At 29.6% G+C, this 26,804-nt stretch carries 16 protein-coding genes and 2 pseudogenes; 5 read left to right on the top strand and 13 right to left on the bottom strand.

The annotated features are described in order from the left end of the window. Nucleotides 1–435: 435 nt before the first annotated feature. From bvRMA01_RS04360 to bvRMA01_RS04350, 3 genes and pseudogenes are all read right to left on the bottom strand, one after another. Nucleotides 436–624: a hypothetical protein gene (locus tag bvRMA01_RS04360; protein WP_247031290.1), complete on the bottom strand. Its 189-nt coding sequence runs from the start codon at nucleotides 622–624 to the stop codon at nucleotides 436–438. 61 nt (nucleotides 625–685) lie between these two features. Continuing rightward, a pseudogene (locus tag bvRMA01_RS04355) lies at nucleotides 686–1,754 on the bottom strand (glycoside hydrolase family 3 N-terminal domain-containing protein). After that, nucleotides 1,717–3,171, bottom strand: a complete 1,455-nt coding sequence (locus tag bvRMA01_RS04350) for a UTP--glucose-1-phosphate uridylyltransferase (RefSeq protein WP_247031292.1) — start codon at nucleotides 3,169–3,171, stop codon at nucleotides 1,717–1,719. The pseudogene bvRMA01_RS04355 and the gene bvRMA01_RS04350 overlap by 38 nt, the downstream one beginning before the upstream one ends. Nucleotides 3,172–3,322: 151 nt before the next feature. Here bvRMA01_RS04350 and bvRMA01_RS04345 point away from each other — a divergent pair, with 151 nt between their 5' ends. Continuing rightward, nucleotides 3,323–5,113 (top strand): phosphoglucomutase, encoded by a 1,791-nt coding sequence (locus tag bvRMA01_RS04345; RefSeq protein WP_247031294.1) that lies wholly within the window; start codon nucleotides 3,323–3,325, stop codon nucleotides 5,111–5,113. An 82-nt stretch (nucleotides 5,114–5,195) separates the two neighbouring features. Here bvRMA01_RS04345 and trpS read toward each other — a convergent pair whose 3' ends face one another. From trpS to bvRMA01_RS04330, 3 genes are all read right to left on the bottom strand, one after another. After that, nucleotides 5,196–6,248 (bottom strand): tryptophan--tRNA ligase, encoded by a 1,053-nt coding sequence (trpS, locus tag bvRMA01_RS04340; protein WP_247031296.1) that lies wholly within the window; start codon nucleotides 6,246–6,248, stop codon nucleotides 5,196–5,198. Between the two features lie 2 nt (nucleotides 6,249–6,250). After that, nucleotides 6,251–7,324, bottom strand: coding sequence for an AI-2E family transporter (locus bvRMA01_RS04335; RefSeq protein WP_011771970.1), 1,074 nt, complete (start codon nucleotides 7,322–7,324; stop codon nucleotides 6,251–6,253). Between the two features lie 96 nt (nucleotides 7,325–7,420). Then, entirely contained in the window at nucleotides 7,421–8,278 is an 858-nt protein-coding gene (locus tag bvRMA01_RS04330) for a hypothetical protein (RefSeq protein ID WP_247031298.1), read from the bottom strand. Nucleotides 8,279–8,403: 125 nt separating this feature from the next. On the opposite strand from bvRMA01_RS04330, the pseudogene bvRMA01_RS04325 reads away from it, so the two are divergent. Next, nucleotides 8,404–8,622 (top strand): annotated as a pseudogene (locus bvRMA01_RS04325) (diadenylate cyclase CdaA); the annotation flags it as partial. Between the two features lie 430 nt (nucleotides 8,623–9,052). On the opposite strand, the gene arcC reads toward bvRMA01_RS04325, so the two are convergent. The 4 genes from arcC to arcA are packed head-to-tail and all read right to left on the bottom strand — an operon-like array spanning nucleotide 9,053 to nucleotide 13,713. Further along, entirely contained in the window at nucleotides 9,053–9,985 is a 933-nt protein-coding gene (arcC, locus tag bvRMA01_RS04320; RefSeq protein WP_247032379.1) for a carbamate kinase, read from the bottom strand. Between the two features lie 17 nt (nucleotides 9,986–10,002). After that, a complete protein-coding gene (locus tag bvRMA01_RS04315; RefSeq protein WP_011772779.1) occupies nucleotides 10,003–11,418 on the bottom strand; it encodes a YfcC family protein in 1,416 nt (471 codons plus the stop codon). A 50-nt stretch (nucleotides 11,419–11,468) separates the two neighbouring features. After that, nucleotides 11,469–12,464, bottom strand: coding sequence for an ornithine carbamoyltransferase (gene argF / locus bvRMA01_RS04310; RefSeq protein WP_247032378.1), 996 nt, complete (start codon nucleotides 12,462–12,464; stop codon nucleotides 11,469–11,471). A gap of 19 nt (nucleotides 12,465–12,483) precedes the next feature. Then, nucleotides 12,484–13,713, bottom strand: a complete 1,230-nt coding sequence (arcA, locus tag bvRMA01_RS04305; RefSeq protein WP_119024303.1) for an arginine deiminase — start codon at nucleotides 13,711–13,713, stop codon at nucleotides 12,484–12,486. Between the two features lie 155 nt (nucleotides 13,714–13,868). Here arcA and bvRMA01_RS04300 point away from each other — a divergent pair, with 155 nt between their 5' ends. Together bvRMA01_RS04300 and bvRMA01_RS04295 are read left to right on the top strand one after the other, a co-directional pair. Further along, complete coding sequence (locus bvRMA01_RS04300) at nucleotides 13,869–15,461, top strand: hypothetical protein (RefSeq protein ID WP_247032376.1); 1,593 nt, start codon at nucleotides 13,869–13,871, stop codon at nucleotides 15,459–15,461. Between the two features lie 6 nt (nucleotides 15,462–15,467). Beyond that, the gene (locus tag bvRMA01_RS04295; RefSeq protein ID WP_011772775.1) at nucleotides 15,468–16,058 is read left to right on the top strand and encodes a ribonuclease H family protein; all 591 of its coding nucleotides are present in this window, start codon (nucleotides 15,468–15,470) and stop codon (nucleotides 16,056–16,058) included. 612 nt (nucleotides 16,059–16,670) lie between these two features. Here the strand turns inward: bvRMA01_RS04295 and bvRMA01_RS04290 are convergent. The 3 genes from bvRMA01_RS04290 to uvrB are packed head-to-tail and all read right to left on the bottom strand — an operon-like array spanning nucleotide 16,671 to nucleotide 24,905. Continuing rightward, complete coding sequence (locus bvRMA01_RS04290; RefSeq protein WP_247032375.1) at nucleotides 16,671–20,114, bottom strand: LPS-assembly protein LptD; 3,444 nt, start codon at nucleotides 20,112–20,114, stop codon at nucleotides 16,671–16,673. After that, nucleotides 20,069–22,909, bottom strand: coding sequence for an excinuclease ABC subunit UvrA (uvrA, locus tag bvRMA01_RS04285; protein WP_247032374.1), 2,841 nt, complete (start codon nucleotides 22,907–22,909; stop codon nucleotides 20,069–20,071). Before uvrA ends, bvRMA01_RS04290 begins: the two co-directional genes overlap by 46 nt. 34 nt (nucleotides 22,910–22,943) lie before the next feature. Continuing rightward, nucleotides 22,944–24,905, bottom strand: coding sequence for an excinuclease ABC subunit UvrB (gene uvrB, locus bvRMA01_RS04280; RefSeq protein WP_247032373.1), 1,962 nt, complete (start codon nucleotides 24,903–24,905; stop codon nucleotides 22,944–22,946). 118 nt (nucleotides 24,906–25,023) lie between these two features. On the opposite strand from uvrB, the gene bvRMA01_RS04275 reads away from it, so the two are divergent. Next, a complete protein-coding gene (locus bvRMA01_RS04275; protein WP_247032372.1) occupies nucleotides 25,024–26,733 on the top strand; it encodes a phospho-sugar mutase in 1,710 nt (569 codons plus the stop codon). Nucleotides 26,734–26,804: the final 71 nt, after the last annotated feature.

Raw genomic sequence — 26,804 nt, 5'->3', positions numbered from 1 at the left:
TAGTTTAATTGTTAATAGTATAATATTTATTATTACCTCCTTCCAAACAAGTACAAACTGTTCTTTATTCCTTAATAACATGTTACAATTCCTTACACACACAATGAAAAATTTAATACTTATATCACTACTAATAATATATACCCATGCATGGGGTAAAAAATTTAATAATGAAAATATAAAACCACTACAAATAGGTATCATTCAACACAATTATATAAATTTAACTCCTTATAATCAACATTATAAATATTACGCTTTCATTGGAATAACCATGACCTACAATGAATGGATTGATTTCAATATCATCCCCATCCACTTTTATCCCCTCATTCCAACTTTCTCAAATGTCTATTTTACTCTATCTATTTCTCTTTATATATTGAAATATCAAATACACATATATTCTTTCATTATCAATATCTTAATAGGTACTCAATTACCTATAGCTCTTAGAACTTCCATTATTACTGGTAACAATATCTCTGCTTTTCTTTTCCCTGCATTGCCTTTTGTCTCTGTTAAACTTAACATTCCAATTACTAATTTATTCTCTATCCTCTCTACATTTTCTTCTTCTCTACGTGAGTATTTTTTAGTCGATATAGCTATTACCTTTCCCATCTAATTATAACAATAATGGTAATTTTTAATAAGCATTTCCTTTATACAAAACTAAGAATATTCATTCTTCTACATTAAGTTTCTTAAACCCTTCTGGAATAAGCACAACATCAATACCTGAATTTAATGATTTCCTAATCGCATGCCCCAAACTAAAATTATTTACAATTGCCCCCATATCATATGCATCTGTCATGATAATACTAAAGATATTCAGATTATGTCTTATAATATCCACAATATCTTTTGACATACTACTTACATCTCCGGAAATCTTAGGAACAAGTACATGCCCAAGCATAATAAATTTTGCTTCCTTGCCAAAAAGAAATGGTATAAAATTATTTACCATTAAAAAATTTTTACTATAAGGTAATAAGGCCAAATCTTTATGGGTATCTACTTTTGTGCCTCCAAGTCCAGGAAAGTGTTTAACCACAGCAAACACACCTTCCCTTTGTATCCCATCAATAAATGCCTCTACCATAAGACCAATATTATAAGATGAATACCCAAAAGTTCTGCTACCTAAGGGACTATTTGGAACAAATTTTGCATCTGCTACAGGTGCCATATTTACATTGATACCAAGTCGTCTAAGCTGTTTCCCAAGAATTTCACCAATCTTATATGCAAGCTGAGAATCTCCAGTCTTTCCAACAGATTCCATAGCAGGAAAATTATAAACTCCCAATTTTTTATTCTCACTAGCTCTACTAACTAGTCCTCCTTCTTCATCAACAGCAATCAATATGTCAGAACCAAGATGTCTCTTTATCCCTTCAATCAACTCTTTAGTTTGCTGTGCATCCTTAAAATTTTCTCTAAATAAAATAATTCCTACTGGATTTATCTCTCTTATTTTACCAAGTTCTTCTCTTACTTAGTGCTTGCACAGCACTAGGATTAGCAACATTCCTAATGCCAATAAAAAAACAACGTTCCCTCAAAATGTTCTTAACATTAACTCTTCCTAAAAATTTATCAATATCTACAAGATCAAATTTATCATTTTCAAAATAATCATAATCTATATCAGGAATGGAGCCTAGTAAAACCAAACTAGACAATAAAAGGCCAAATAACACAAATCTAAACATCCCACTTACCTTGCCTAAATACCAAATCATATTTATTCTTCAATGCATTATTAAGAGCATAATTTAAATATCTAGCAATATCAGAAATATTACCCGAAAATTTATCATTCATGTAATTACTCATAATAAGCGTATCAACAAATAATTTTGCGGGCAGAAACCTATCTTCTCTATTGACCTCAAAAATTAATGGATTATCTACTATTCTCATAACTTCCCAAGTTATTTGCTCAATTGCAGTATATCTACCAAACTCTTTATCCTGTTCAATAATTCTTATAGGCATATCTGATATTATTCTATCCATATTTTCTATCAAATATTCTAAATTAAAAAGACCTGTGGCACAATTAAATAAAATCCTAGAACCTCTACATTCAGCTTTAAGTACAGCTTCTTTAGAAATAACACTACCAATATCAACACATGTTAAATGATTATCATCATCCAAGACTAAAACCCCACCCTTTGTATCTAGTAGGGTTTTAACACTAAATTCAAAGCCAGAAGAACTATTAGTTATAGCCATTATGGCAAGAGTCTGTAAATTAACAGTAAAACCAATATTATCAACATTACCAATATACACAAATTTTTTTCCAGAATTATAAAGTCTAAAATAAATATCTCTTAAAACTTTAAAATTTTGCCCATGACCAGCAGGTAAAGCCAAAAAAGATCTCTTGCCATTAGTACAATAGCTAAAATATTCATATTGACCATCATCTAATTTATTATAACAATAAACCAAAGGCTGAATCGCCGTCAAAATATCTGCCCTTTGCAAACCACAAGAATTCAAATCTTTAATCAAATTATCATCAAAAATATTATCTAAAAAATTAGAAATTGGTTTATAAGTCTTAAAACTTGTCATCTGAAAAATCGAAGGCTTAATACTCTTACCATAAAGCTCACAATATCTATTAGAAAGCATTAAAAGATGTCGCATTTTTAATGCTAAAAATGAAAATCCATAACTACCATCTCTATTAACATATGCGGGTGTTATTCCCTTTGGCAAATGCCCAAACAACCTCCTAGCTTCAAGTATTTTATCTGCATATAAAGAATACAATTCCTCATTAAAATCGTTATTTTTCAGTATATCAAAATAACTAGTCGCAGAACCCCCATTTAAAATACCAAATGAGAGATAAGGATAAAGCAATAATCCTAGTCTTTCCAGATCATCACCGGTAAAAACATAAAAATTACTTTCTGATGAAACCGAAAACTTTGTAAAATCATCAATATATTTTTTTAAATTATGTTCAACAAGCTCCTTTTTAAACTTTAATTTAACAGAATTATTAGCAAGACTTAAAATACTGCCATGACTCTCATCAGGAAAATTCTTAACAGATATGCTTAAAGTTTTAAGTTTGTGCATATTAAGCATATCAAGCATTTTTTTAGAAAAAATTTCATCAATTACTTCATACACACCAAAACCTCATTTGAAGACAAGGTAAACAACAATTAACATAATAAGAAGCACGTTAAATAATGCTTATTATAATAGAATATGTTACTATAATCATAGTACTACAAATAAAGGCAAATATTAAATAAAATATACTAATGAAGAGGAAAATATGCTAAAAAGGTATATACTAAATATGACAAATCTAAGCAACGCCATTAATGAAATGATACTCTCTCATTCAGGATTTAGAAAGATATTTGCAAAATCAAAAAATGAAAATTCAATAGAATATGAAATCAATGATGACGACAAAATATTGGTTGCTCTTATAACCCTTACAATATCAAATTATTTTAAAGATAAACCAAAAAAATATATCAATGTTGGATTAGATTCAAGAGCAACTGGAAATATAATCTCAGAGATAATAATTAAGACCTTAATTTTAAACAATAACAGTGTAAAATTTTTTGGAATACTCCCAATACCAGAAATCTTAGCTTATACAAAAGAAAATCAAAATTCAAAAGGATTTATATACATTTCTGCCAGTCATAATCCTACAGGATATAATGGCATTAAAATTGGATTAAATGATGGGGGTGTGCTAAATTCAAATGAAACAAAGAAAATAATATGTCAGCTCAGATCCAACATTGAAAATGAAACTTTAATAAACAATCTAATAACAAACTTACAAAAGTTTAATACCAATGCTCTGCACTTAAAAACATATGAAACAATTATCACTTCACAGGCTAGACATAAAACACAATCTTATAACTCATATAAATCATTAATGCAGCAAATAATATATTCAGATACCCATAATCAAAAAAATATTGACATACTAAAAAAAACTATCAAAAAAGAACCTATAGGAATCATAGGAGAGATGAATGGTAGTTCTCGCATTAACTCAATTGATAGAGAAATGATTGAATCTTTGGGAATAAAATTGGAATTTCATAACACAGAAATTGGTATCTTTAAACATGGAATGACTCCTGAAGGGACATCTTTAAACATATGCAAACAAATATTAGAACAAAAATTTAAGAATGACAATTCTTTCAAGTTAGGATATGTCCCTGATTGTGATGGAGACAGAGGCAATTTGGTCGCAATTTTAAAAAAAGAACAAGCAAGTATCATTACACCACAAAAAATATTTGCACTCTCAGTACTCTCAGAGCTTAGCTATCTTTACCATACAGGAATTAAAGACAATTTAGCTATCGTAGTTAATGATGCAACCTCACTAAACATTGAAAAAATAGCCTCGCTATTTAACACAAAAGTTTATAGAGTGGAGGTTGGTGAAGCCAACTTAACAGAAATGGCTGACCTTTTACGGAATAAAGGATTAATAGTAAAAATTTTAGGAGAAGGATCAAATGGGGGCAATATTACATACCCTTCAAAAGTAAGAGATCCATTAACAACTCTCTTTAGCATCATAAAATTGCTTAAAATCAAAAATCTTTACAAAATATGGTGCTCAATATCTAATAATTCATATAATGAACAATACACTCTTGAAGACATATTAAAGACAATCAATTTTTATAGCAATGTAGAAGTATCATCAGAAAAAGCCATGCTTAAAATAAAAGTAGAAAATCAAGAAATATTAAAAACCAACTACGAAAAATTATTAGACAAAGAATTCAACAACAATAATACCGTATTACACAAATTACCAATACATAATTATGAAATTATAAATTATGAGGGTATCAAACAAAACATCTCTAGAACAGGTGACTCATCAGGAGGGCTTAAAGTTTTATTTAAAAATAATAAACATGAAATAATTGCTAGTTTATGGTTCCGTGGCTCAAAAACAGAACCAATACTTAGAGTATTAAGTGAGGTCATATCTGAACATAATGATTTACTATATCCTCTCTTAGATTTTCATACAAATTTAATACACTCGGCTAACTCTTTAATCTAATTAACATACATGAATTATGACATAAAACTCAAACAACTTGATTTATTATAGTCAATTATTCGGTACAACCTATATACTTAAATTATTTTAAATTATTTTTTAAAATTTTCTCTACATTTCTCCTCACCCCATTCCACGTCCTTGATATACCCATTAAATTTTTAGCATTTTTTATAACTTCTATTGCAACTTTTCTGGTTTTACTTGTACCTTCAAATATTATTTCATCAATATAACCCTTTTTAGCTTTAAAAAATTTTCTTCTCTCTCTAATTGGTATTAAAAATTGATTTAAAACCTCAAAAAGCCTCTCTTTAACTTCAACATCTCCAATTGTACCCTTCCTATACCTAGTTTTAAACTCATAAAGCTCATCAACATTACTATTAAAAAGATCATGATAAATAAAAACAGGATTACCATCAACTTCTCCTGGTATATCTGCTCTCACTCTTTTCGGATCTGTAAACATAGACATAACTTTCTTACGCAATGATTTTTCATCATCACTTAAAAATATCGCATTACCAAGACTTTTACTCATCTTAGCCTTGCCATAAATTCCCACAAGAGCCTGAGAATCTGTAAAGATAGCTTCAGGAATTGGAAAAAAATCTCCATAAAGATAATTAAATTTCCTAGCAAGTTCTCTTGTAAGCTCAATATGAGCCTCATTATCACGTCCAACTGGAACTAAATTAGCCTTTGCCATCAAAATATCCGCACTCATAAGAACAGGATAACCCAAAAGTCCATAAGGAACCTCAGATAGTCCAGCAGCAACACTCATGTCCTTTATACTAGGAATCCTTTGCAAACGATTAACCATTACAATCATTGACAGTATTAAATTTAACTCTAAAAGCTCAGGTATAGCTGATTGCAAATAGATATTAACTTTTTCAGGATTAATCCCACAAGCCAGATAATCCAAAACCATTTCTCTAACATTAACAGATATTTCATTAATGCTTTTTAAATCTGGTTTTGTAGTAAGAGTATGCAAATCCGCTATAATAATATAAGTCTCATATTCCTCCTGATACTTTAATCTATTAACAATAGACCCGATATAATGCCCTAAATGAAGAGAACCTGTAGGTCTATCTCCTGTAAGCATAACTTTTCTCTGCAAACTTAACTCTCCTTATTATTATCAACACTTAAGATCTTTGAACCACTTAAAAACACAGAAAAAGGTTTTAAACACGCTATATTATCTACTATTACTTTTATAATCACTGTAAAAGGATAGGCTATTAAAAGTCCCACAATGCCCCAAAGCCATCCCCAAAAGAAAAGAAAACAAAGCAGCAAAAAAGGAGAAAGATCAAGCCTATGTCCTTGCATCTTAGGCTCAAGAATATTCCCAATCAACATTTGAACAAATGTATTATATATAAATATATAAAAAACTAAATTTAAATTAGGATAAAACTGTACTAAAGCAGCTATCATAATAAAAAAAACTGCTAAAATTGAACCTATACTTGGAATAAAATTAAAAACAAATGTAAGCACAGCCCATACACGAGGAAAATCTTGTCCAAACAACTTTAAACCTATAAACACTAAAAAACCTGTAAGACAACTAACAAAGAGCTTTATTCCCAGATACTTACTAATCTGACTATTTATTGTACTTAAAGCCTCAATAAATATACTCGAAACAGATTGTTTAAAAGCATTTTTAACTTTTATATCAAAAATGTGTATTTCTGATAGTAAAAAATACAACAATAAAAATAACACAACCAAACTGCTTGCAAATCCAATAATCTCATTAGATATCCGAGTTAAAAAAGGATAAATATATTTAGAAAAATCTATAGTGCTAATAATAGCACTATCTAACTTATATTTTTCAAGAATATCTACCATAATAAAAATCAACTGCTTCTGATAATAAGGTAATTGATCAATTAAGACAGTAACACTATAATAAACAAAACTAAAAACCAAATAAGAAAATGAAAAAAGAACAAAAAAAATTACAAAAACTATTAAAACTCTTGGGATCTTTAGTTTTTTAAGAAAAGTATAAATGGGATATACCAAAAACCCAAGAACCACCGCAATAGCTAAAGGTTTAAATATTGTTTGTGCTATTTTTAAAATAGCAATTAACATTACAATCAAAGCTATAACATAAAACACAGACTGTAATTTAACAAACTTTAACCTATCAGTTGGTTTTAGCTCTAAAGACATCTCACTGCTCCTTCAATATATCTTAATCATTATGAAAAATACTTAAAAACAGAGTCAATACTCACTCACGAATATTTGTCAAAATTTAAAATCAATTCATATATTTAAATGAATCTTTTCCATTATCCAATTATATAACTTAGTTCCCTTACTATAATTAGCTTCAGCTAAATCCCCTACTCTTTTCTCTTTAACTAGCCTCTTAGCATTTTCATCATTTCCATGATAAACCGTCAACGTATTTTTATAATGATTTAAGCTGTTATTCAAAATTTCAAAGGCTGGAATATCATTAAAACCATCTGCAATATAAAACATATTTTCAAAAGGAATCTCTCTTCTACCTTTAGGAATCCTCTTATTAATTTTATCATAAGATCCCTTATTTAGCTCGAAAATTACCCGGGTTTTTATTGTATGATCTACGAAATAACATACGCTACTTAAAACAACATTTTCTGAAAACTTATTATCTAAATTCTGATAAAAAGGCATAAGGTATGTGTCTATAAATTCACAAGCCCAAACCTTAGTAACATAAGGAGCAATACTACTGCCTAAAATCATCTGTCTAAAACCACTTGAAACAATATAAATATTTATCACAGTAGCTGATTTTTTTAAACTTCGATTTATTTCATCGATTTCTTTAAACAAAGAAATAACTCCTTCAAAAAATCTCAATTTTGAGCCCAATTCAAATAATATTTTATTATTTAAGCCTTTAAAAATCCCTTCCTTGACATATGTTAAAAAATGTGACAAATATATCATTTCATTAGCAATGATATTACAATGATTTTTGTTATAAGTAATAGATAAATTTTCAACTTCATCCCAAAATAAACTAGCATTAACATTATACTCATCAAAAAGTACCTGTTGCATATTACCATAAATTAAAGTGTCATCAAAATCAAATATCAAAGCTATAATCTTTTCTTTTTTACCCATAAACAAAAAATAAATTTAAATTAACATTAACTTGTATTACAATATATATATAACTATGAATATATTCAATATATTTATATATGGTATTATTTTAACATATATGAATATATTGAATAAAAATGATTATGATAGATATAAGTAGTATAAATCAAATAAAAGATATTTTCTCTAAAGTATTAGATGTAAGTTTAATCAGCATTTTAGTTTATTATATCTATAAAAATGTTATTAATTCTTATTCTGTAAATTTACTCAAAGGAATGATCATCATTACATCCATTGGTATCGTGTCTTATTATTTCAACTTATACACAATAAATTGGCAATATATTTGCTATGTTTTATTAGTAGTTTTTTGTGATTTAATCCTCCTAAGCTCATAGAAAACAAAATTTTCCGTAACATTGGGTTGCCAGACAGTCCATTTATCATTTCTAAATAGATAATTTTTTGCATATCTATAATTGGAACAATAGGCAACCCTCTCTCTGTTATTATTTCTTTCAGATTTTATTAAAACATCTTATCTCTTAATTAAGTCTCGTTCAAGATCAAATTAAACAATAAGATTATTATATACCTCATTAAAGTATTTATATGAGCTAAAGTATAAAAAATTTTTCTGTAATAAACTCAAAAAAGCTACTAGATCTGCATAAGGCCCGTTCCCTTTATTTACTAAACAGGTTATCCATTCTTCATTTTCAAGTTTCACATTAATATTTAAAATCTTTGACCTAAGGTTTTGGATTACTCAAAGCTACCTCTTAGAGCCTATCTAGTTATCATCGTGCCTCCTACACCATTTATTCCTTCAATAACTTTATTCAGTGATGTAATAATTGCCTCCCTATTTCCTTTAGACTTTACAAATCCAATACTTGCCTCTACTTTAGGCAACATAGACCCTGCTGCAAAATGTCCTTCTCCTATATATCTCTCTAAATCAACAATATTTACCTTGTCAAGTAAAATTTCATCTTTTTTGCCAAAATTTAATGCTACCTGATCAACAGCAGTAACTATCAATAACTTATCTGCTCCAATATCTTGTCCTAATCTAGATGACGCAAAGTCCTTATCAATTACTCCACTTACTCCTTTAATAATTCCTATGTCATCTCTTATAACAGGAATACCACCTCCTCCACACGCAATCACTATAAATCCTTTGTTCATTAATTCACTTATCTCTTCAATTTCTATAATCTCAATTGGCTTAGGTGATGCTACCACTCGCCTATAACCTCTTCCACTATCTTCTCTTAAAATATATCCCTTACTTTCAAGCTCTTCCGCTCTTACCTTATCATAAAATGGTCCAATAGGTTTACTAGGCTTCTTAAAACACTCATCTTCTTTATCTACCAAGACTTGCGTAAGCACTACTACTACTCCCCGTCTAATTCCTCGCTTACACATCTCATTCCGCAGTGCCTGCTCAATATAATACCCTATCATCCCTTGACTCATACCAACACACACATCAAGCGGTGCCAATGGTGTCTCTTTACACATCTCATTCTCTAGCAAAATCCTTCCTACTTGCGGGCCATTACCATGACTGATAATTACTTCATAACCATACTCTATCAAATCTACTATCTCACATACACTGCTCTCTATTCTTGCCAATTGATCACAAAATGTTCCTTCTCCACCTTCTAATGCATTCCCCCCAAGACTTATTACAATTCTTTTACTCATACATACTCCCTCATTTTTTATAAATATACATTTGCCATTATAACTAAAATACATATTACAAATTCAATCACAAATATTGGCATTACAAATTTAAACCAACTACCATAACTAATCCTTGCTATACCCAATACAGCCATTATAACTCCACTTGTTGGGGTTAATAAATTAACTAGACCTGATGCTGTTTGCATACCCAACACAACTGATGACCTTGGCATGTCTAAAAAATCAGCCAATGGTGCCATCATTGACATCGTCAGACTTGCATGTCCTGATGATGAAGGCACAATAAACCCTATACACATCTGTACAAGTTCGTTTAACACTACAAATAGACCTTTAGGTACTCCATATAAAAATTCTGATGCTGCATTTAATATAGTTCCTGTAATCATTCCCTCATCAGCTACTATCATCACTCCTCGAGCCATGCCTATAATAAGCGCTGCTGTCATCATATCTTTAGCTCCCTCTACAAATGTTTCCCACATCTTTAATTCGCTCATTTTACATATAAACGCTGATAAAATTGCTGTACCAAGATATAACATCGTCATCTCTTGCATCCACCAACCAAGCTCCAAAATACTATATATTAAAAATACAATCATCACTCCATATAATACCAATACCATCTTTCGTCTATTTGTAAATTCAGGCATACCATTTTCCTTATCACCCATCTTACCTTTAACAAATAGATTATAATGCTCTTCCCTTTGTTCATACACTATAGACCTCTTAGGATCATTCTTTATCCTAATCGCATATATCAACACATACACTATAGCTACAGACACAGAAACTATATACAAAATAATACGGAAATAAAAACCATCCTTTATTTCAATACCAGCTATAGCTGATGCTATACCTGTAGCAAATGGATTAATAGTAGATGCCATGGTTCCAACACCAGCTCCCAATCCAATAATTGCAACAGCTACAATATTATCATAGCCCAAGGCTATTACTAATGGAATCATAATAAGATAAAATGGAAGTGTCTCTTCATACATACCCGTTGTAGTTCCTCCTATGGAGAAAATAAACATCATAAATGGTATCAAAAGTTTATCCTTATTTCCCATTTTTTTAATTGCTGCAGCTATCCCTGCATCAACCGCACCTGTTCCTAAAATCACTCCATAAGCTCCACCAACAATCAAAACAAATACAATAACTTCAACAGCATGCTCCATTCCTTTAGCCATTGCTGTTAAAATAGTAAAAATACCATCTAAAAATCCCCGAGAAGCCCTTTCTACTGTATGATAAGTCCCCGCCACAACAACTTCTTGTAAATTTCCATTAACTTCCCTCGTTTCCTTAGAAAATTCACCAGCAGGAACTATATAAGTTAATATAGTCATAAACACTATTAAAGAAAATACTATCGTAAAACTACTTGGCATTTTATTCTTCTTAACCATCTTATCTCTCCTAATAAATTTACATTTTTCTAATCTAAATTTATAACTAATTATCCCAAAGTTCCAACCATTACAGCCTTAATAGTATGCAACCTATTCTCAGCCTCATCAAACACAACAGACTGACCACTTTCAAAAACATCATGTGTAACCTCAATACCTTCAAGCCCATATTTATCAAATATTTCATTACCAAGGACCGTATTCAAATCATGAAAAGCTGGTAAACAATGCATAAATATTGCATCTTCCTTTGCCAATTTCATAAGCTTACTATTAACTTGATATGGTCTTAACAGTTTAATTCTTTCATTCCAATTAGTCTCACCCATAGACACCCAAACATCAGTATAAACAATATCAGCATCTTTCACTGCTTCCTCAAGAGAACTAGAAATAGTAATATTACCACCACTCTCAGCGGCTATCAATCTTGTCTTGCTTACCAATTCTGGATCTGGGAAGAGTTCTCTTGGCGCAAATACTCTAAAATCCATCCCCATAATAGCACACCCTTCCATTAAAGAATTAGCAACATTATTTCTACCATCGCCACAAAAGACCATCTTCAAACTTTTTAAACATCCCTTATGTTCTTCAATAGTCATAAAGTCAGCAAGTACTTGTGTTGGATGGGCAACATCTGTTAACCCATTATAAACCGGAACATTAGCATACTTAGCTAAATCCTCAACTGCTTTTTGAGAAAACCCTCTAAATTCAATAGCATCATACATTCTTCCTAATACTCTTGCGGTATCAGCTATCGACTCCTTTTTACCTATCTGACTACCGGTTGGCCCCAAATAAGTAACATGGGCTCCTTGATCATAAGCAGCAACCTCAAACGCACATCTTGTTCTTGTTGAGTCCTTCTCAAAAATTATAGCTATATTTTTTCCTTTAAGTTTTTGTTCTTCAAATCTTGCATACTTAGATTTCTTCAAACTATGAGACAAATCAAGTAAATATCTCACATCTTTTTGAGTAAAATCTAAAAGCCTTAAAAAACTTCTCTTTCGTAAATCGTCTCGTAAATCATACATAAATATTTCCTCCATTAAACTAAATATCTTCCCTTATTAAAGGCATAGACATACATCTAGGGCCTCCTCTTCCTCGTGAAAGCTCACTAGAAGGCATTTTATAAACTTTAATCCCAAATTCCTCAAGCAATCTATTAGTTACATGATTCCTAGAATAAACTATTACTTCTCCAGGTGCTATTGCTAAAGTGTTAGCACCGTCATTCCATTGTTCCCTTGCTCCATGAATTAAATCCCCTCCAGCACACTTTATCATATTAACCTTACTGCCAAGATAGAAGCCTAAAATATCCTCCAATTTAGCCTTTTCACTTTTAACTTTAATACTGCCAGAACCCAAATCATAAGTCAAAGCATAAATGGTAAATTTCATATCATCACTAATAAAACTTGTAAAAGTAGTATGATCTATTTGAGTAAAAACCGTATCTAGATGCATATAAGCCCTACTTTGTGGGATTTGAAAAGCTAAAATAGTACTAAAAGATGTTTTTTGTTGAAAAAGTTTGCGCGCTACTTTTTCAACAGATTCAGATTCGGTTCTCTCAGAAATACCAATAGCCAAAACATCACGACTTAGAACTAACTCATCTCCACCTTCCAACGTAGTATCTTCATCCCTAGTATACCATATAGGAACATTGTCTCTATAAATAGGATGGTATTTAAAAATATACTCTGCAAATATTGTTTCCCTACGTCTAACCCTAGTTTGCATCCTATTTATTGTTACACCATGACCAATACTCGCAAAAGGATCCCTCGTAAAGAGTATATTGGGCATAGGATCAACAATTAAAGGATATTCACTGTTTACTAAAAAGTTCAGAGAATCAGATTTATAATTTTTAAGATCATCCCTTGTAACCCCAGCTATCATTTTTGAAATCATGTCATTAACAGACATATTATAAAAATAATCCTTCAAAGCTTGAGTCTTATTCTCAGTTCTGATCCCTGCTTCAAAAATAAATTGTGATATAAATTGATCTTTGACACTATCACACTGAGAAATAGTTTCACTAATTAAATCCTCAATATAGACAACTTCAACTCCATTATTTCTTAAAATATCCGCAAAAGCATTGTGTTCTTGCCTTGCCACTTCAAGATAAGGAATATCATCAAACAATAACCTTTGCATTATTGAAGGAGTCAGATTTTCCAATTCTTCTCCTGGTCTATGTAGCAACACTCTCTTTAAACGACCTATTTCTGAGAATACACTTATTGGTTTTAAATACTGCATAACAAAAACCTCTGTTTTTATAAAAAAGTTTAAAAATTTTTAATTTATTACACTTAGTTAATATATTAAAACTTAAACGACAAAAAATCAACATAATTAAAACCTATAAAAAACAAACAAGCTTAATACTTAACTAAATATGATAAAATATTGATATGCAACATCTTACATATATATTCAATTTAATAAGTCTCTACCTAATATGTTCGTGTTCTTTATTTAGCAAAAGTGATCAAAAAAATTACGGTTCAAATACTATCCTGTTAACCCATCACTATCCACCCAATCATGCCCTCGTAACTAATATGACATATACTACATATCACATACCATCACATCTAATAGACACAATATTAGAGCATACAAGATCTCCCAATTTATTAAAAACATTAGCAATAGACTTAAAAATAAGTCCCCAAAAAATAGAAGAAATACAAAACTATCTACTGGCCTATCAAAGACACCTAAATAATTCACAAGAATGGAAAAAATTTATTGAACAAAGCAATATAAATGGATATTTAATCATTAAAGTTGATACAAGTTTTAGAAAAAAATCTGACAAAATTAAACCAAATTCACTTAATAAAAAGTTTACAGAGCTAACAGAAGCACAAATGTATTTAGACAAGGAAATTTTAGCATCATTAGAACAAATATTTTACGAAAAAAATATGGGATATATACCCATTGAAAACACTAACTCTTTTTTCCCTCAAGACAGCATAACCAATTATGCTGTCAATAAAGATATAATAAACGGAATAGAATACATATCTCCTCACATAATAGCAAATCAATTATTAAAAATTAATGATAAACAATATTTCAAGAGATTCATGCTTCATTTAAAAATTGAAAATAACAAAATAACAGAAATACTGCAAAAACAAACAATTGCTGATGAATACAATAATTCATACTATTCAACAAAATCACAACAAAAACTAAACTCAACAAGTAATTACAAATTAATTCCTAATATAATAGATCCAGAAACAGGAATAGAAATAACACCGCAAAAACTAAGATCCATTTTGTCAAATGGAGACATACTGCTAATAAAACCAAAAATAGATTGGACTGACTTTTTCTATTTTTGGCAACACACAGGAATATTTGACGCTGATAAGTATGACAATACAAAAAAAATTGTATTTAAAGGAGAAGACAGCTTCGATATAAAATCAGTAATCACAAGCAATCAAATCAAATTTGACACAGCATCTGTTCAGGGTTCAGGCTATGAAAAACTCACAACTTATATACAATCAAGGATACTAAAAATATTCTCACCCATAACAGATAAAAGAACTATTCAAAAAGCAATAAATTTTGCTAAAAACAGATATGTTGACAATAATTTTGGATATATGGTTCCCCTGTTGTCTTCTAATATGTGGACTGACTCAATTAATCTTGAAGAGATCCACCATAAAACTTATTGTTCATTAGTAGTTGACAGAACATACAGAATAGCTGGTCTTGATGTCTCAAGAAATTATGAAGTATCTGGTGTAGTGACTCCTGGGGAGATAAATGCCGCTGCTTACGATTTTTATATGTCATACACAATATCAGGAATATTTCCCAGTATGTTACCAAAAAGAGTTATCAAACCAACTCTTAGAGAAAAATTTATTGGGTATAATAGAGAAATAAAAGATTCAATAGAAATAAAAAGTTCAAAAGAAAAAAGGTTTGGCAGATCTTGCAATATAATTAATTCTTGGTGCTTAGGGAGTTAATTCAACATGAAAAAATACTACGCATGCATATTAAACGACAAAAATGAAAAAATGATCTTCACATCTTGGGAAGAATGCAAAAACAAAATTATAGGACAAAAAAATAAAATAAAGAGCTTCAAAACAAAAGAAGAAGCAAAAAATTGGCTCTCAAGAGATGGAAAGAACGATATCTACCCAACAGGAATATATTTTGACTCTGGAACTGGAAGAGGCAAAGGAGTAGAAATTAGAGTTGTTAATGAAAAAGGAGTATCCATACTAAACAAAATAATAGATCAAAGTCTAATTAATGATTATAATAATTACTACGTTAAAGATTTTGATGGAATTAGCAACAATTACGGCGAACTTTTAGGATTATATATTGCACTCAAAATAGCATTACAAGAAAACACAAAGAACATATTTGGAGATAGCAAACTAGTAATTGATTATTGGTCTAAAGGATTTTACAATAAAAACTTAAATAAAAATACTATCAAATTAATTCAAAATGTGACCAAATTAAGACATACTTTTGAAGAAAAAGGAGGAACGATATTATTGATATCAGGAGACAATAATATTGCGGATCTTGGCTTCCATAAAAGGTAAAATAATATTTATATAAAGCAAAACACATGCAAACACAAAATATTTTTAAAATATGCATAAGCATACCGATCATAATCTCCTGTACTACAATAAGGTTTAAACAAGAATGTAAAACAAATTTTAAGATAATAAAATCCAATGCCCAATATATTAGTGTAGACAATATTGAGGCAACAGACGAATACATATATATTGAATTCACAAATACAAGTGACGAAATCGTAAAAATAAACTGGCAACATACAAATTTAAATTCCAAAAACATCGTTACAAAAAAAATGATACTAAACTAATAAATAACCTCAAAATTTATAAAAATAAATATAAAGAATTATTAAGTGGACCAAAAACTTCTCAAACATTTAAAATTTATTTATTAGGACAACCCGAGCAAAACACCAAGATCGCAATCAATAACTCAAAAACACAAAAGCATATATTTAACAAAATCAAATATCCAGCTACTTTAAAACTGAGCATAACAAAACCTAACATTAATCCAAACCAAACCAAACCAAACCATTGATATTGTAATATCAAGAATCCCAAAAATCTAAAAAAGTTCAAATCTATAAAAAGAATTATTTTACATAGATAATCAACTAGTACCATTTATTTCTTAGTTTTACGGTTAATTAAAAGTTCATAATTAGTACTTGCATTACTTTCCAACGATGATTTAATAGGTTCAAAGAAATTCCAAGAAATATAAATTGAAAAATTATTTCTCCAAATAGAAGAATACCTACCGCTATTATCCTTTAAAATATCTGGACTTAAACTATAATCCCCGACAAATTGCCAATCATAAAAATTAAATTTAAAGCTTGTACTAATTTTCTTGATTTTAAATAATGAATCCTTTCTATCCTGAATATTAAAGAAATTAAATGACTTAAACAGATCTGCAAACAGATTAACCGTTTCAAGCTCAACCTGTTCCATATATCCTCCAAAATATCTAAAAGTTTTAGTATTAATAGAACGAGTTGAAAAATTCAACTCAAAAAACTTAGTATACCTAAACTTAAAAGTAAACTCAGCCCAAAATTCATTATCAACAAATTTTTGCAAATTCACTTTCCATCCAACATCTGTTCCCAGTCCAATTTTAAATTTTTCATCAAAAAACTTAAAATCATATAAATCTTTTTTATACTGAAAACTTAAAGAATACGGAATAAGCTTAGTTGTGGATCCTACCTTCGCAAAATCGCTAATCAATTTATCATACTTATACTCAAAATCATTTTTCATAGCAAATTCAAATCTAAAATCATAAGCACTAGACTTAAACGAAAGTTCAGATACCCCATTAATCAAAGGATCATAAGCAACCAGAAAGATAAGCTTTAAATAATCTAAATATCTTGGCTCTATCTTATAATACAAAGCAGAATGCATCTCTAAATTCTTATAAGGAGAAATGGGTTTTAAAGGTTTTAAATTAATAGAAGTATTTTTAAAAACAGACTTTTTCTCATCTTCCTTAAATCTCTTATCATATTTAATTCCAATACCTACTTCTTGTAACAAATAAGGAAATTCCATCGCAAACTTAAGCTCAGAAGAAGCACATATATTTTCAAAAGTATTTTTCAGCACACCTGAAAGACTAGTAGTAAAAAATCTATAGTCATAAATCAAGCCAAAATTCAATTCTTGATGCAAAGTTTCAGGACTTTTCAAAAAAACGGAATTGCTCTTGCCATCCAACATTTTAGAATCTCTATCATACTTTTTATCAAATGAATAAAGAGTAATTTTGTTCTCAAACCTAATACTACTCCGAGAAAAAGCAGGATACAGCATAAAAGGCAATAAATTTAAATTAAATTTATTAATAAGTGAATGTTCGCCCTTCTTGTCTTTATCGACCAAATTATAATCTCTGTCTAAAGGATTATACTCTATAGTATTAAGATAAAAAATATCTTCAAAAGTAACAAGCCGATTATAAAAATCAGCATGAAATTTTAAATCTATTTTATTTTTAATCTCAAACAAATAGGTTTTCACATCATATTTAAACTCCTGGGGAGACTTAAATTTAGAATTATCAAAAAATATATTATTTTTAAAATAAGGATTCATGCCCAATCTTATATAAAAAGAATCTTGCTTACTCAGATCATTAGAAACAATTGGTTTGGGAGATAAATAAAAATCTTTGGTTAAATCTTTTTTCTCCTTAAGTTTTTTGGCATTACTTTTATCTTTGTCATCCTCAACATTATCTCCAATATTTTTGACCTTGGGTACCATAATTATTTCTTTAACCTTAGAATCAGAAAGAGAAGTCCAACTGTTATTATAAAGCTCTTTCTGAAAATTTAAATCGATATAAGGCAGATAAATTCTCTCTAAATAAAACCATTTCCTAGTTGGATCTTTAATACTTTTAGGATTTTTACCAAAAATATTCTCATAATTTGCCAATTTAAAAGTAAATCCAAGATTATTTAATCTATAATCAATAAGGGTATTATTATCAAAAGTTTGATTATAAAAAGAAGATAAATTCCAATCGAATGTCCTTATCATCTTTTCTGTTTCTGATGAATCTTTTAGAGGACTTAAAACGGAAAAAAATGCTGCACTCTCTAATCTATCTTTAAAGTCAATCATCACATAAGGATCTGAATAATGCTCAAAAATCAATGAAAAAAGCGCATCACTGATTAAAAATTCAGACTTAGATTTAAGCAAATACCTAAAGGGAACCTCAAATCCAAATATGTCACCCTTATTTATATTATCAAAACTAAAAAGGGAGTAATTGATACTATTACCTTCAAAAGGGCGATAGTCACCAGAAATATTATGCTTATATAGAGTTCTTGTCAAGCCTATGCCAAAACTACCTTCAAAAGTTTTAAAAAGATCTAAAGTCTCACCTAAATTAAAATCAATACCTGAATAAAACCCCAAATTAGAATAAATATCAAAAATCAATTTAACATGGTCTTGATTAACTTTAGAAACAATATCTTCTGCAAAGAAATAAGTTAAATAACCATTTCTAATATAAGATTTTTTATCTGAATTGTATACTGAATGAAAATCAAAATCTAAAAAAGAAACATCATCAATATTAGCAGATTTTTTCCCCAGTAAATATACAGTATTAAAAAGAGTAAGTCCTTTCCTTGAAGAATATCCTAAAGATGGATTAAAAAACAAACTATCACCTGGTTTAAAAAAGAATGGAATATAGAATATAGGTACTCTTCCTATATAAAACACAGCATTTAAAATACCAAGGTCTCCAGATGGCAAAATCCATATCTTAGAGGCTCTAATAGAATAATAAGGTTCTGGAATCTTACTAGTTGTAATAAAAGCCTCTTCTAATATGTTTGAATCATTATCCAATCTCCTCAAAACTTTTCCCCCAAATGAAACAATATGGTCAATTAAATTTTTATTCACTTTTTTTTGAACAATTCCATTTTTGAGAAGAAAATTCTGAGAATCAAAATCAATAAATAATTCACCGCCATAAAAATATAACTTCTCATCAGTACTCAAATCAAATTTATATTCGACATTTCCACTAGAAAAAAGCTTTTTGGAATTTTTATTAAAAATAATTTTATCACCCTTAATGTTATGCTTTTTATTATCTTTAACGTCTTCAATAACAAGATTTACTTTCCCTTTAAATATGATAGTTTCATCCCCAGTAATCTCATAAGTAAAATTTTCAAGATTATCTGTACTCTCAATGATTATTTTATATCTACACACATCTTTGCTATCTTTTGAAAAAAGTTCAGGGGATATACCAAATTTTTCCAAAAGTAATGACTTTATCTTAGAAACATCTTTCTCTTCAATACCTTCTCTTAATGCCCATTTTTTTAAATCTTCATCACTAGAAAATTCAAGTTCTTTCAAATTAGCTTTTTGCATTAAAGTTAAATTTTTTTTATCTTTTAAACTCTTTTTATCATTAACATCTTGAGCAAACAAGATAGAATAATTAAAAATATTTACCAAAAATAATATTACAAAAGATCTTTTAAAAACATTCCCGTATAGGAACTCTTGCATTTTGAAACCTCTTCAGGAGTTCCAGATACAATAATATTTCCTCCAGATACTCCACCCTCAGGACCTAAGTCTATTATATAATCTGCCTGTTTAATCACATCTAAATTATGTTCTATAAGGACTACAGTATTTCCATTTTGAACAAGCAATTGCAATACCTCTAACAATTTTCTTATATCATCAAAATGCAAACCTGTTGTTGGTTCATCAATAATATAAAAAGTCTTTCCTGTACTCTTTTTGCCAAGCTCAAAAGCCAATTTGATCCGCTGAGCCTCTCCTCCTGAAAGGGTTGTTGATGCTTGACCTAATTTAATATATTCAAGCCCCACTTCTTTTAAAATCTCTAAATAATGATTAACTTTTGGAATATTTTCAAAAAAATTTTTAGCCTCAAGGACACTCATTTCTAAAACATCATAAATATTCTTTCCCTTATACCTAATCTCCAAAGTTTCCTCATTAAATTTTTTTCCCTTGCACAAATCACAGGGAACAAAAACATCAGGCAAAAAATGCATCTGAATATTTAAATATCCATCACCTTGACATTTTTCACAACGCCCACCCTTAACATTAAAAGAAAACCTACCAGCCTTAAATCCTCTTGCTCTAGACTCTGGAAGCTTTGCAAAAAGTTCCCTAATCTCCGTAAAAAATCCAACATAAGTTGCAGGATTTGATCTTGGTGTTTTACCTATTGGTTTTTGATTTACTTGAATAACTTTATCAATTTGCTCATACCCAATGACATCCCCAAAACCATCAAAATAACTTGTATTTGATTTTAACCTACTATCAAGAGCAGGATATAATATCTCATTAAGAAGGGTACTCTTCCCACTACCAGAAACTCCTGTTATTACAGTAAAAACTCCCAAAGGAATACGCACATTAATATTTTTTAAATTATTTTTACTAGCATTTAAGAGTACAATTTCAGCTTTTCCTACTTTACGTCTTATTTTTGGAACTTCTATTTTAAGTTGACCACTTAAATACTTTCCAGTCACACTATAGTCATTATTTAAAATATCAGATAAAGATCCCTTAGCAACTATTTCTCCACCATAAATCCCAGCTCCAGGTCCAACATCAATAATATAATCAGCAGTACGCAAAGTCTGCTCATCATGCTCTACAACAATTACCGTATTACCAAGCTCTTTCAAATTAACAAGAGTACTTATTAATTTTTCATTATCCCTTTGATGTAATCCGATACTAGGCTCATCAAGTACATAAAGAACACCAGCAAGAGCCGAGCCTATTTGAGTAGCAAGTCTAATTCGTTGAGCCTCACCCCCTGAAAGAGTTCCAGACATCCTATCTAAATATAAATAAGAAAGTCCAACATCAATCAAAAATTTAAGCCTACTTTTAATTTCTTTTAAAATTTCCCTAGAAATTTTAACATCAAGCTCATCAAGCTCAATCTTATTAAAAAAAGAATAAGAATCTATAACAGAAAGATTACTAAGTTCTTGAATATCTTTGCCGCTCAACTTAACAGACAAAGCCCCAAGACTTAATCGCTTACCTTTGCAAGAATTACAAGTTTTGCGAGACATTAAACCTTCATAAAATAATCTAGCACTCTCAGATTCAGTTGCAAGATAACGCCTCTTTAAAAGAGGAATAAGGCCCTCAAATTCCTTAGAATAATAAAAACCACCTTTTATTTCTTTACTCTCCATTTCTTTAGATTTATAGATAAAATCTATCTTTTCATTGGCGCCATACAAAATCTTTTTAAGAATATCTTCAGAAATATCTTTTATAGGAGTATCTAAACTAAAACCATAATGTTTAGCAAGTCCCTTAAAAATTGATAAAGCCCAAGACGAACTGGGTTTAAAGGTAATAAATGCATCATCATTAAAAGAAAGCTTCACATTAGGACAAATCTTCTCAAAATCAAAATCAAGTGTAATACCAAGACCCGAACATTCACTACAAGCTCCAAATGGACTATTAAACGAAAAAAGCCTTGGTTCTATGACAGGAAGAGAAAACCCACACAGAGGACAACTATTATGTTCTGTAAAGATTTTATCTATTTTTTCTAAATCATTTTCAATTTCTACACGTAAATATCCATTAGAAATCGATAAAGTAGTCTCAATAGATTCTGAAAGTCTAATTCTTACATTACTACTCAATTTTATTCTGTCTACTATAATTTCAATATTATGTTTCTTATTTTTATCTAAGCTCAAATTAACAGCGTCTTCTATCAAATAATCTTGAGAATCTACTCTTACCCTACTAAACCCTTGATTTAATATCTTTTCAAGCTCTTTTTTATGAGCACCCTTTGCACCCATAACAACAGGCGCAAATAATATAACTTTAGACCCTTCAGCATAACTTAAAATAGTATTAATCATATTATCTAAAGATTGTTCCTCTATTAAACTTCCATCATTTGGACAATATGGCTTACCAATTTTAGCAAATAGCAATCTATAATAATCATAAATTTCAGTAATTGTACCAACAGTTGACCTTGGATTACTGCTTATTGTCTTCTGCTCAATTGAAATAGCAGGAGAGAGTCCGCCTATATACTCAACATTGGGTTTTTTCATTACTCCCAAAAACTGCCTTGCATAAGATGACACAGACTCCATATATCTTCTCTGCCCTTCTGCAAAAATTGTATCAAAAGCCAAAGAGGACTTACCAGAACCACTCTTTCCAGATATCACTACCAAACTATTCCTTGGAATATCAACATTAACATTTTTTAAATTATGCTCTCTTGCACCTCTGACAGTAATTTTTTCTCTCAAGGTATAAACTCCTCACCTTAAAAATTTTCACCCCTTACTTAACAAGCTCTCTTATTTTATCTCGCAAAAAGATAGCATCCTCAAATCTTTCATCACAAACTGCCTCTTCAAGTTTAAACTTAAGCTTAATGATAAGATCCTTTTTAGATAATTTGTCATCAGAAATAATTTTTCCAATGTCATAATCAACGGTTTCATTTTTTAATTCTTTTTCTAAAATATTTTGTACTTTTTTAATAATAGTCCTTGGAACAATATTATTTTTTTTATTGTATTCAATTTGAATATTCCGTCTTCTATTAGTTTCGTCAATAGCCTCTCTCATTGCACAACTTACGTGATCGTAGTACATTATAACACAACCATTTGAGTTTCTAGCAGCTCTACCAATCATTTGGATCAAAGAAGTAGTAGATCTTAAAAATCCTACTTTATCAGCATCCAGTATGATAACAAGAGAAACCTCAGGAATATCTAAACCTTCCCTTAATAAATTAATGCCCACAATAACATCAATTTCTGATTTTCTAAGAGATGTAATAATATCTACTCTCTCAATAGCATTAAACTCTGCATGCAAATATCTAGCCTTTATATCAAGACTTAATAAATAATCTGTTAAATCTTCAGCCATTTTTTTTGTCAAAGTTGTAATTAAAACCTTTTCATTTAAAGCCACCCTTTTTTGAATTTCATTATAAAGATCTTCCATCTGTCCATCTGAAACTCTAAGAATAATCTCTGGATCAATCAGACCCGTTGGACGTATTATTTGTTCAGCAATAACACTACTTTTTTCGCACTCTTCAAGGCCAGGAGTTGCTGAAACAAAAACAACCTGATTAATCAAAGATTCAAATTCATGATATTTAAGGGGTCTATTTGCAAGTGCTGATGGAAGTCTAAATCCAAAATTTACAAGATTTAATTTTCTTGAATAATCTCCATTATACATTCCTCTAAACTGAGGCAAAGTAACATGGGATTCATCAATAAATAACAAATAATCTTTGGGAAAAAAATCAAAAAGACAGTAAGGTCTATCCATCTCGCTATCACTAAAGTATTTAGAATAATTTTCTATGCCCTGACAAGACCCGGTTTCTCTTAACATTTCAATATCATATTCTACTCTCTGCTTAAGTCTTTCAGCCTCAACAAACTTACCATTTTCTTTAAAAGAATGATATTGTATTTCTAAATCAACTTGTATTTTAGAAAGAGCATCCAATATGTTTTCATCAGGAATAACAAAATAAGACTTAGCAAAAAGAGTAAATTCATCAGTAGCTCCCAAAATCTTTTTTGTAAGTGGATTAATCCTGCTTATCCTAACAATCTCATCAAAATCTAAATAAATCTTATATGCAAAATCACCATGCTCATTACTAGGCCATACTTCAATGACATCACCTTTAATAGAAAACTTATCATGTTCAAGATTCATAAGAGTTCTTTCATACTGAAGCTTAACAAAAATATCTGCTATCTCTTTAATAGAAATCTTTTGCCCTACAAAAAAAGCATGGGCAGCATTCTTAAAAAATTCTGGAGAACCTAATGCATAAATCGAAGAAACTGTAGCAACAACAATAACATCTCGCCTCCTAGAAAGAGATGTTACTGTCCTTATCCTCTTTATTTCAATATCTTCATTAATAGTGGCTTCTTTTTCTATATACAAATCTTTTGATGGAACATAAGATTCAGGCTGATAATAATCATAATAAGAAACAAAATACTCAACTGCATTATCTGGAAAAAAATTCTTAAATTCCCTATAAAGCTGTGCAGCTAAAGTTTTATTATGACTAATTATCAAAGCAGGTCTCTCTAAATTTCTAATAATATTAGCGATTGTAAAAGTTTTACCGCTACCTGTAACACCCTTTAAAGTCTGATATTTATTATCAAGTAAAATAGATTCCTCAATTTCTCTAATTGCTTTTGATTGATCACCAGCAGGAGAATAATCAGACCTTAAACAAAATTGCATGAAGACCTCAAAGAAAAAAAATTGTAACTCAAAATATAATAACTAATTCTATACTTAATACTTTATTATTCTATAATTTAATTATAGATTCTCAAATAATAAAATAAAGGAAAATAGTATGAAAAATAATAAACTTAAAAAAAAAGTAGAAAAATACATTCAACTTGAAAAAAACAAATACTTTAAAGATGAAGCAATAAGATTACTTAATGAAAATAATGAGAGAGAACTGTACAATAGATTTTATAAAGATCTAGAATTTGGCACCGCTGGAATGAGAGGCATCATTGGAGCTGGAACATACTATATCAACACCTACAATATTACAAAAGCAAGTCAAGGAATTGCCAATTACATCCTTGAAATCACACAAAATCCTAAAGTTGTAATAAGTTATGATTCAAGATACTTCTCAAAAAATTTTGCATATGACGCTGCAGAAATTTTTGCATCAAATGGACTTAGAGTTTATATATACAAAAATCTCAGGCCAACACCCCAGTTATCATATACAGTTAGAAAATTAGATTGCGATCTTGGAATAATGATAACAGCAAGTCATAATACAAAAGAATACAATGGATATAAAGTATATTGGAAAGGGGGTGCTCAAATAATACCTCCTCATGATACACGAATAATATCAGAAATCAAAAAAGTATCTAATGTTAAAAATACACTTACAAAAGAAGAAGGTATAAATAAGCAAGCAATAATTGAACTTAATGATGAGATTGATATAACATACATAGAAAAAATAAATGAAGAATTTCCTGATTTCAATAAAAAAAGCAAAAACACAAATTTAAAAATAGCATATACTCCTTTGCACGGGACAGGAGGAACAATAATAAAGGAGTTATTTAAAAGCAGTAAAGTAGAACTTTTAATTGAACAAAGTCAAATAATCCCTGACCCAGAATTTCCGTCAGTCAATTATCCTAATCCTGAAGAACATACTACCCTGTCCAAAGTAATAGAACTTGCAAAAAGAGAAAACTGTGATATTGCATTTGCAACCGACCCAGATGCTGATAGGATGGGTATAGCCTTTAATGAGGATAAAAAATGGAAAACTCTAAATGGCAATCAAATTGCATGCATTTTAATGAATTACTTATTATCTAGAGAAAAAAATCCTAAAAATGTATTTGTGATAGCTTCTTTCACTACAACACCAATGCTAAATAAGATAGCAAAAAAATATAACTCAACATTATATAGAACATATACAGGATTTAAATGGATAGGGCACTTAATAGATGAGATAAAAACAAAAGAACCAAACAAAAAATTTACTTTTGGATGTGAAGAAAGTTATGGATACTTAATTGGAACTGGAACTAGAGATAAAGACGCATTTTCAGCCATAAAAGGATTTTGTGACTTAATGTTGACATTAAAAAAGAATCAAATAACAATAGGAAAATATCTTCAAGAAATGTACAAAGAGTTTGGATATTATGAAGACTTTATAATTAATAAAAGTTTTCAAGGAAGTAATGGGGACTTTTTAAGAGAAGAATTAATGTCAAAATTTAGGAACGAAATTAAAAAAAAATTTGCAGGAATTAACATAATCAAAAAATTAGACTACAAAAAGTTAACAGAAACCGATATGAATGGCAATGTATATAAAATAACAAAATACAAGCATACTACAAATGCAATAAAATTTTTATTAGAAAACGAAATAGAAATAACCATCAGGCCATCTGGAACAGAGTCAAAAATTAAATTTTATGTATCCATATATTCAAGATACGAACAAAAAAACAATATTTTTGATATAATAAACAGTATAAAAATGGAGATAGAAAAGTATTAATATAGCAGAGAACCTAATAAACCTAGTCGAAGTAGCCGCTAGAGAAGTTGCTAGAAAAAATAAAAATAGAG

The organism is Borrelia venezuelensis (assembly GCF_023035835.1).
GTDB classification, from domain to species: Bacteria; Spirochaetota; Spirochaetia; order Borreliales; family Borreliaceae; genus Borrelia; species Borrelia turicatae.
Note: the sequence above shows the minus strand (reverse complement) of the source record. Positions and strands in the feature narration are given on the sequence as shown.

Bases quoted from the DNA above. Each gene is read 5' to 3' on its own strand.
- bvRMA01_RS04335 (WP_011771970.1), bottom strand. From the start codon at position 7,324: ATGTCTTTAGAGCTAAAACCAACTGATAGGTTAAAGTTTGTTAAATTA.
- bvRMA01_RS04295 (WP_011772775.1), top strand. From the start codon at position 15,468: ATGAAAAAATACTACGCATGCATATTAAACGACAAAAATGAAAAAATG.
- argF (WP_247032378.1), bottom strand. From the start codon at position 12,464: ATGTATGATTTACGAGACGATTTACGAAAGAGAAGTTTTTTAAGGCTT.
- arcA (WP_119024303.1), bottom strand. From the start codon at position 13,713: ATGCAGTATTTAAAACCAATAAGTGTATTCTCAGAAATAGGTCGTTTA.
- bvRMA01_RS04360 (WP_247031290.1), bottom strand. From the start codon at position 624: ATGGGAAAGGTAATAGCTATATCGACTAAAAAATACTCACGTAGAGAA.
- bvRMA01_RS04345 (WP_247031294.1), top strand. From the start codon at position 3,323: ATGCTAAAAAGGTATATACTAAATATGACAAATCTAAGCAACGCCATT.
- bvRMA01_RS04300 (WP_247032376.1), top strand. From the start codon at position 13,869: ATGCAACATCTTACATATATATTCAATTTAATAAGTCTCTACCTAATA.
- arcC (WP_247032379.1), bottom strand. From the start codon at position 9,985: ATGAGTAAAAGAATTGTAATAAGTCTTGGGGGGAATGCATTAGAAGGT.
- bvRMA01_RS04330 (WP_247031298.1), bottom strand. From the start codon at position 8,278: ATGGGTAAAAAAGAAAAGATTATAGCTTTGATATTTGATTTTGATGAC.
- bvRMA01_RS04290 (WP_247032375.1), bottom strand. From the start codon at position 20,114: ATGCAAGAGTTCCTATACGGGAATGTTTTTAAAAGATCTTTTGTAATA.
- bvRMA01_RS04275 (WP_247032372.1), top strand. From the start codon at position 25,024: ATGAAAAATAATAAACTTAAAAAAAAAGTAGAAAAATACATTCAACTT.
- uvrB (WP_247032373.1), bottom strand. From the start codon at position 24,905: ATGCAATTTTGTTTAAGGTCTGATTATTCTCCTGCTGGTGATCAATCA.
- bvRMA01_RS04315 (WP_011772779.1), bottom strand. From the start codon at position 11,418: ATGGTTAAGAAGAATAAAATGCCAAGTAGTTTTACGATAGTATTTTCT.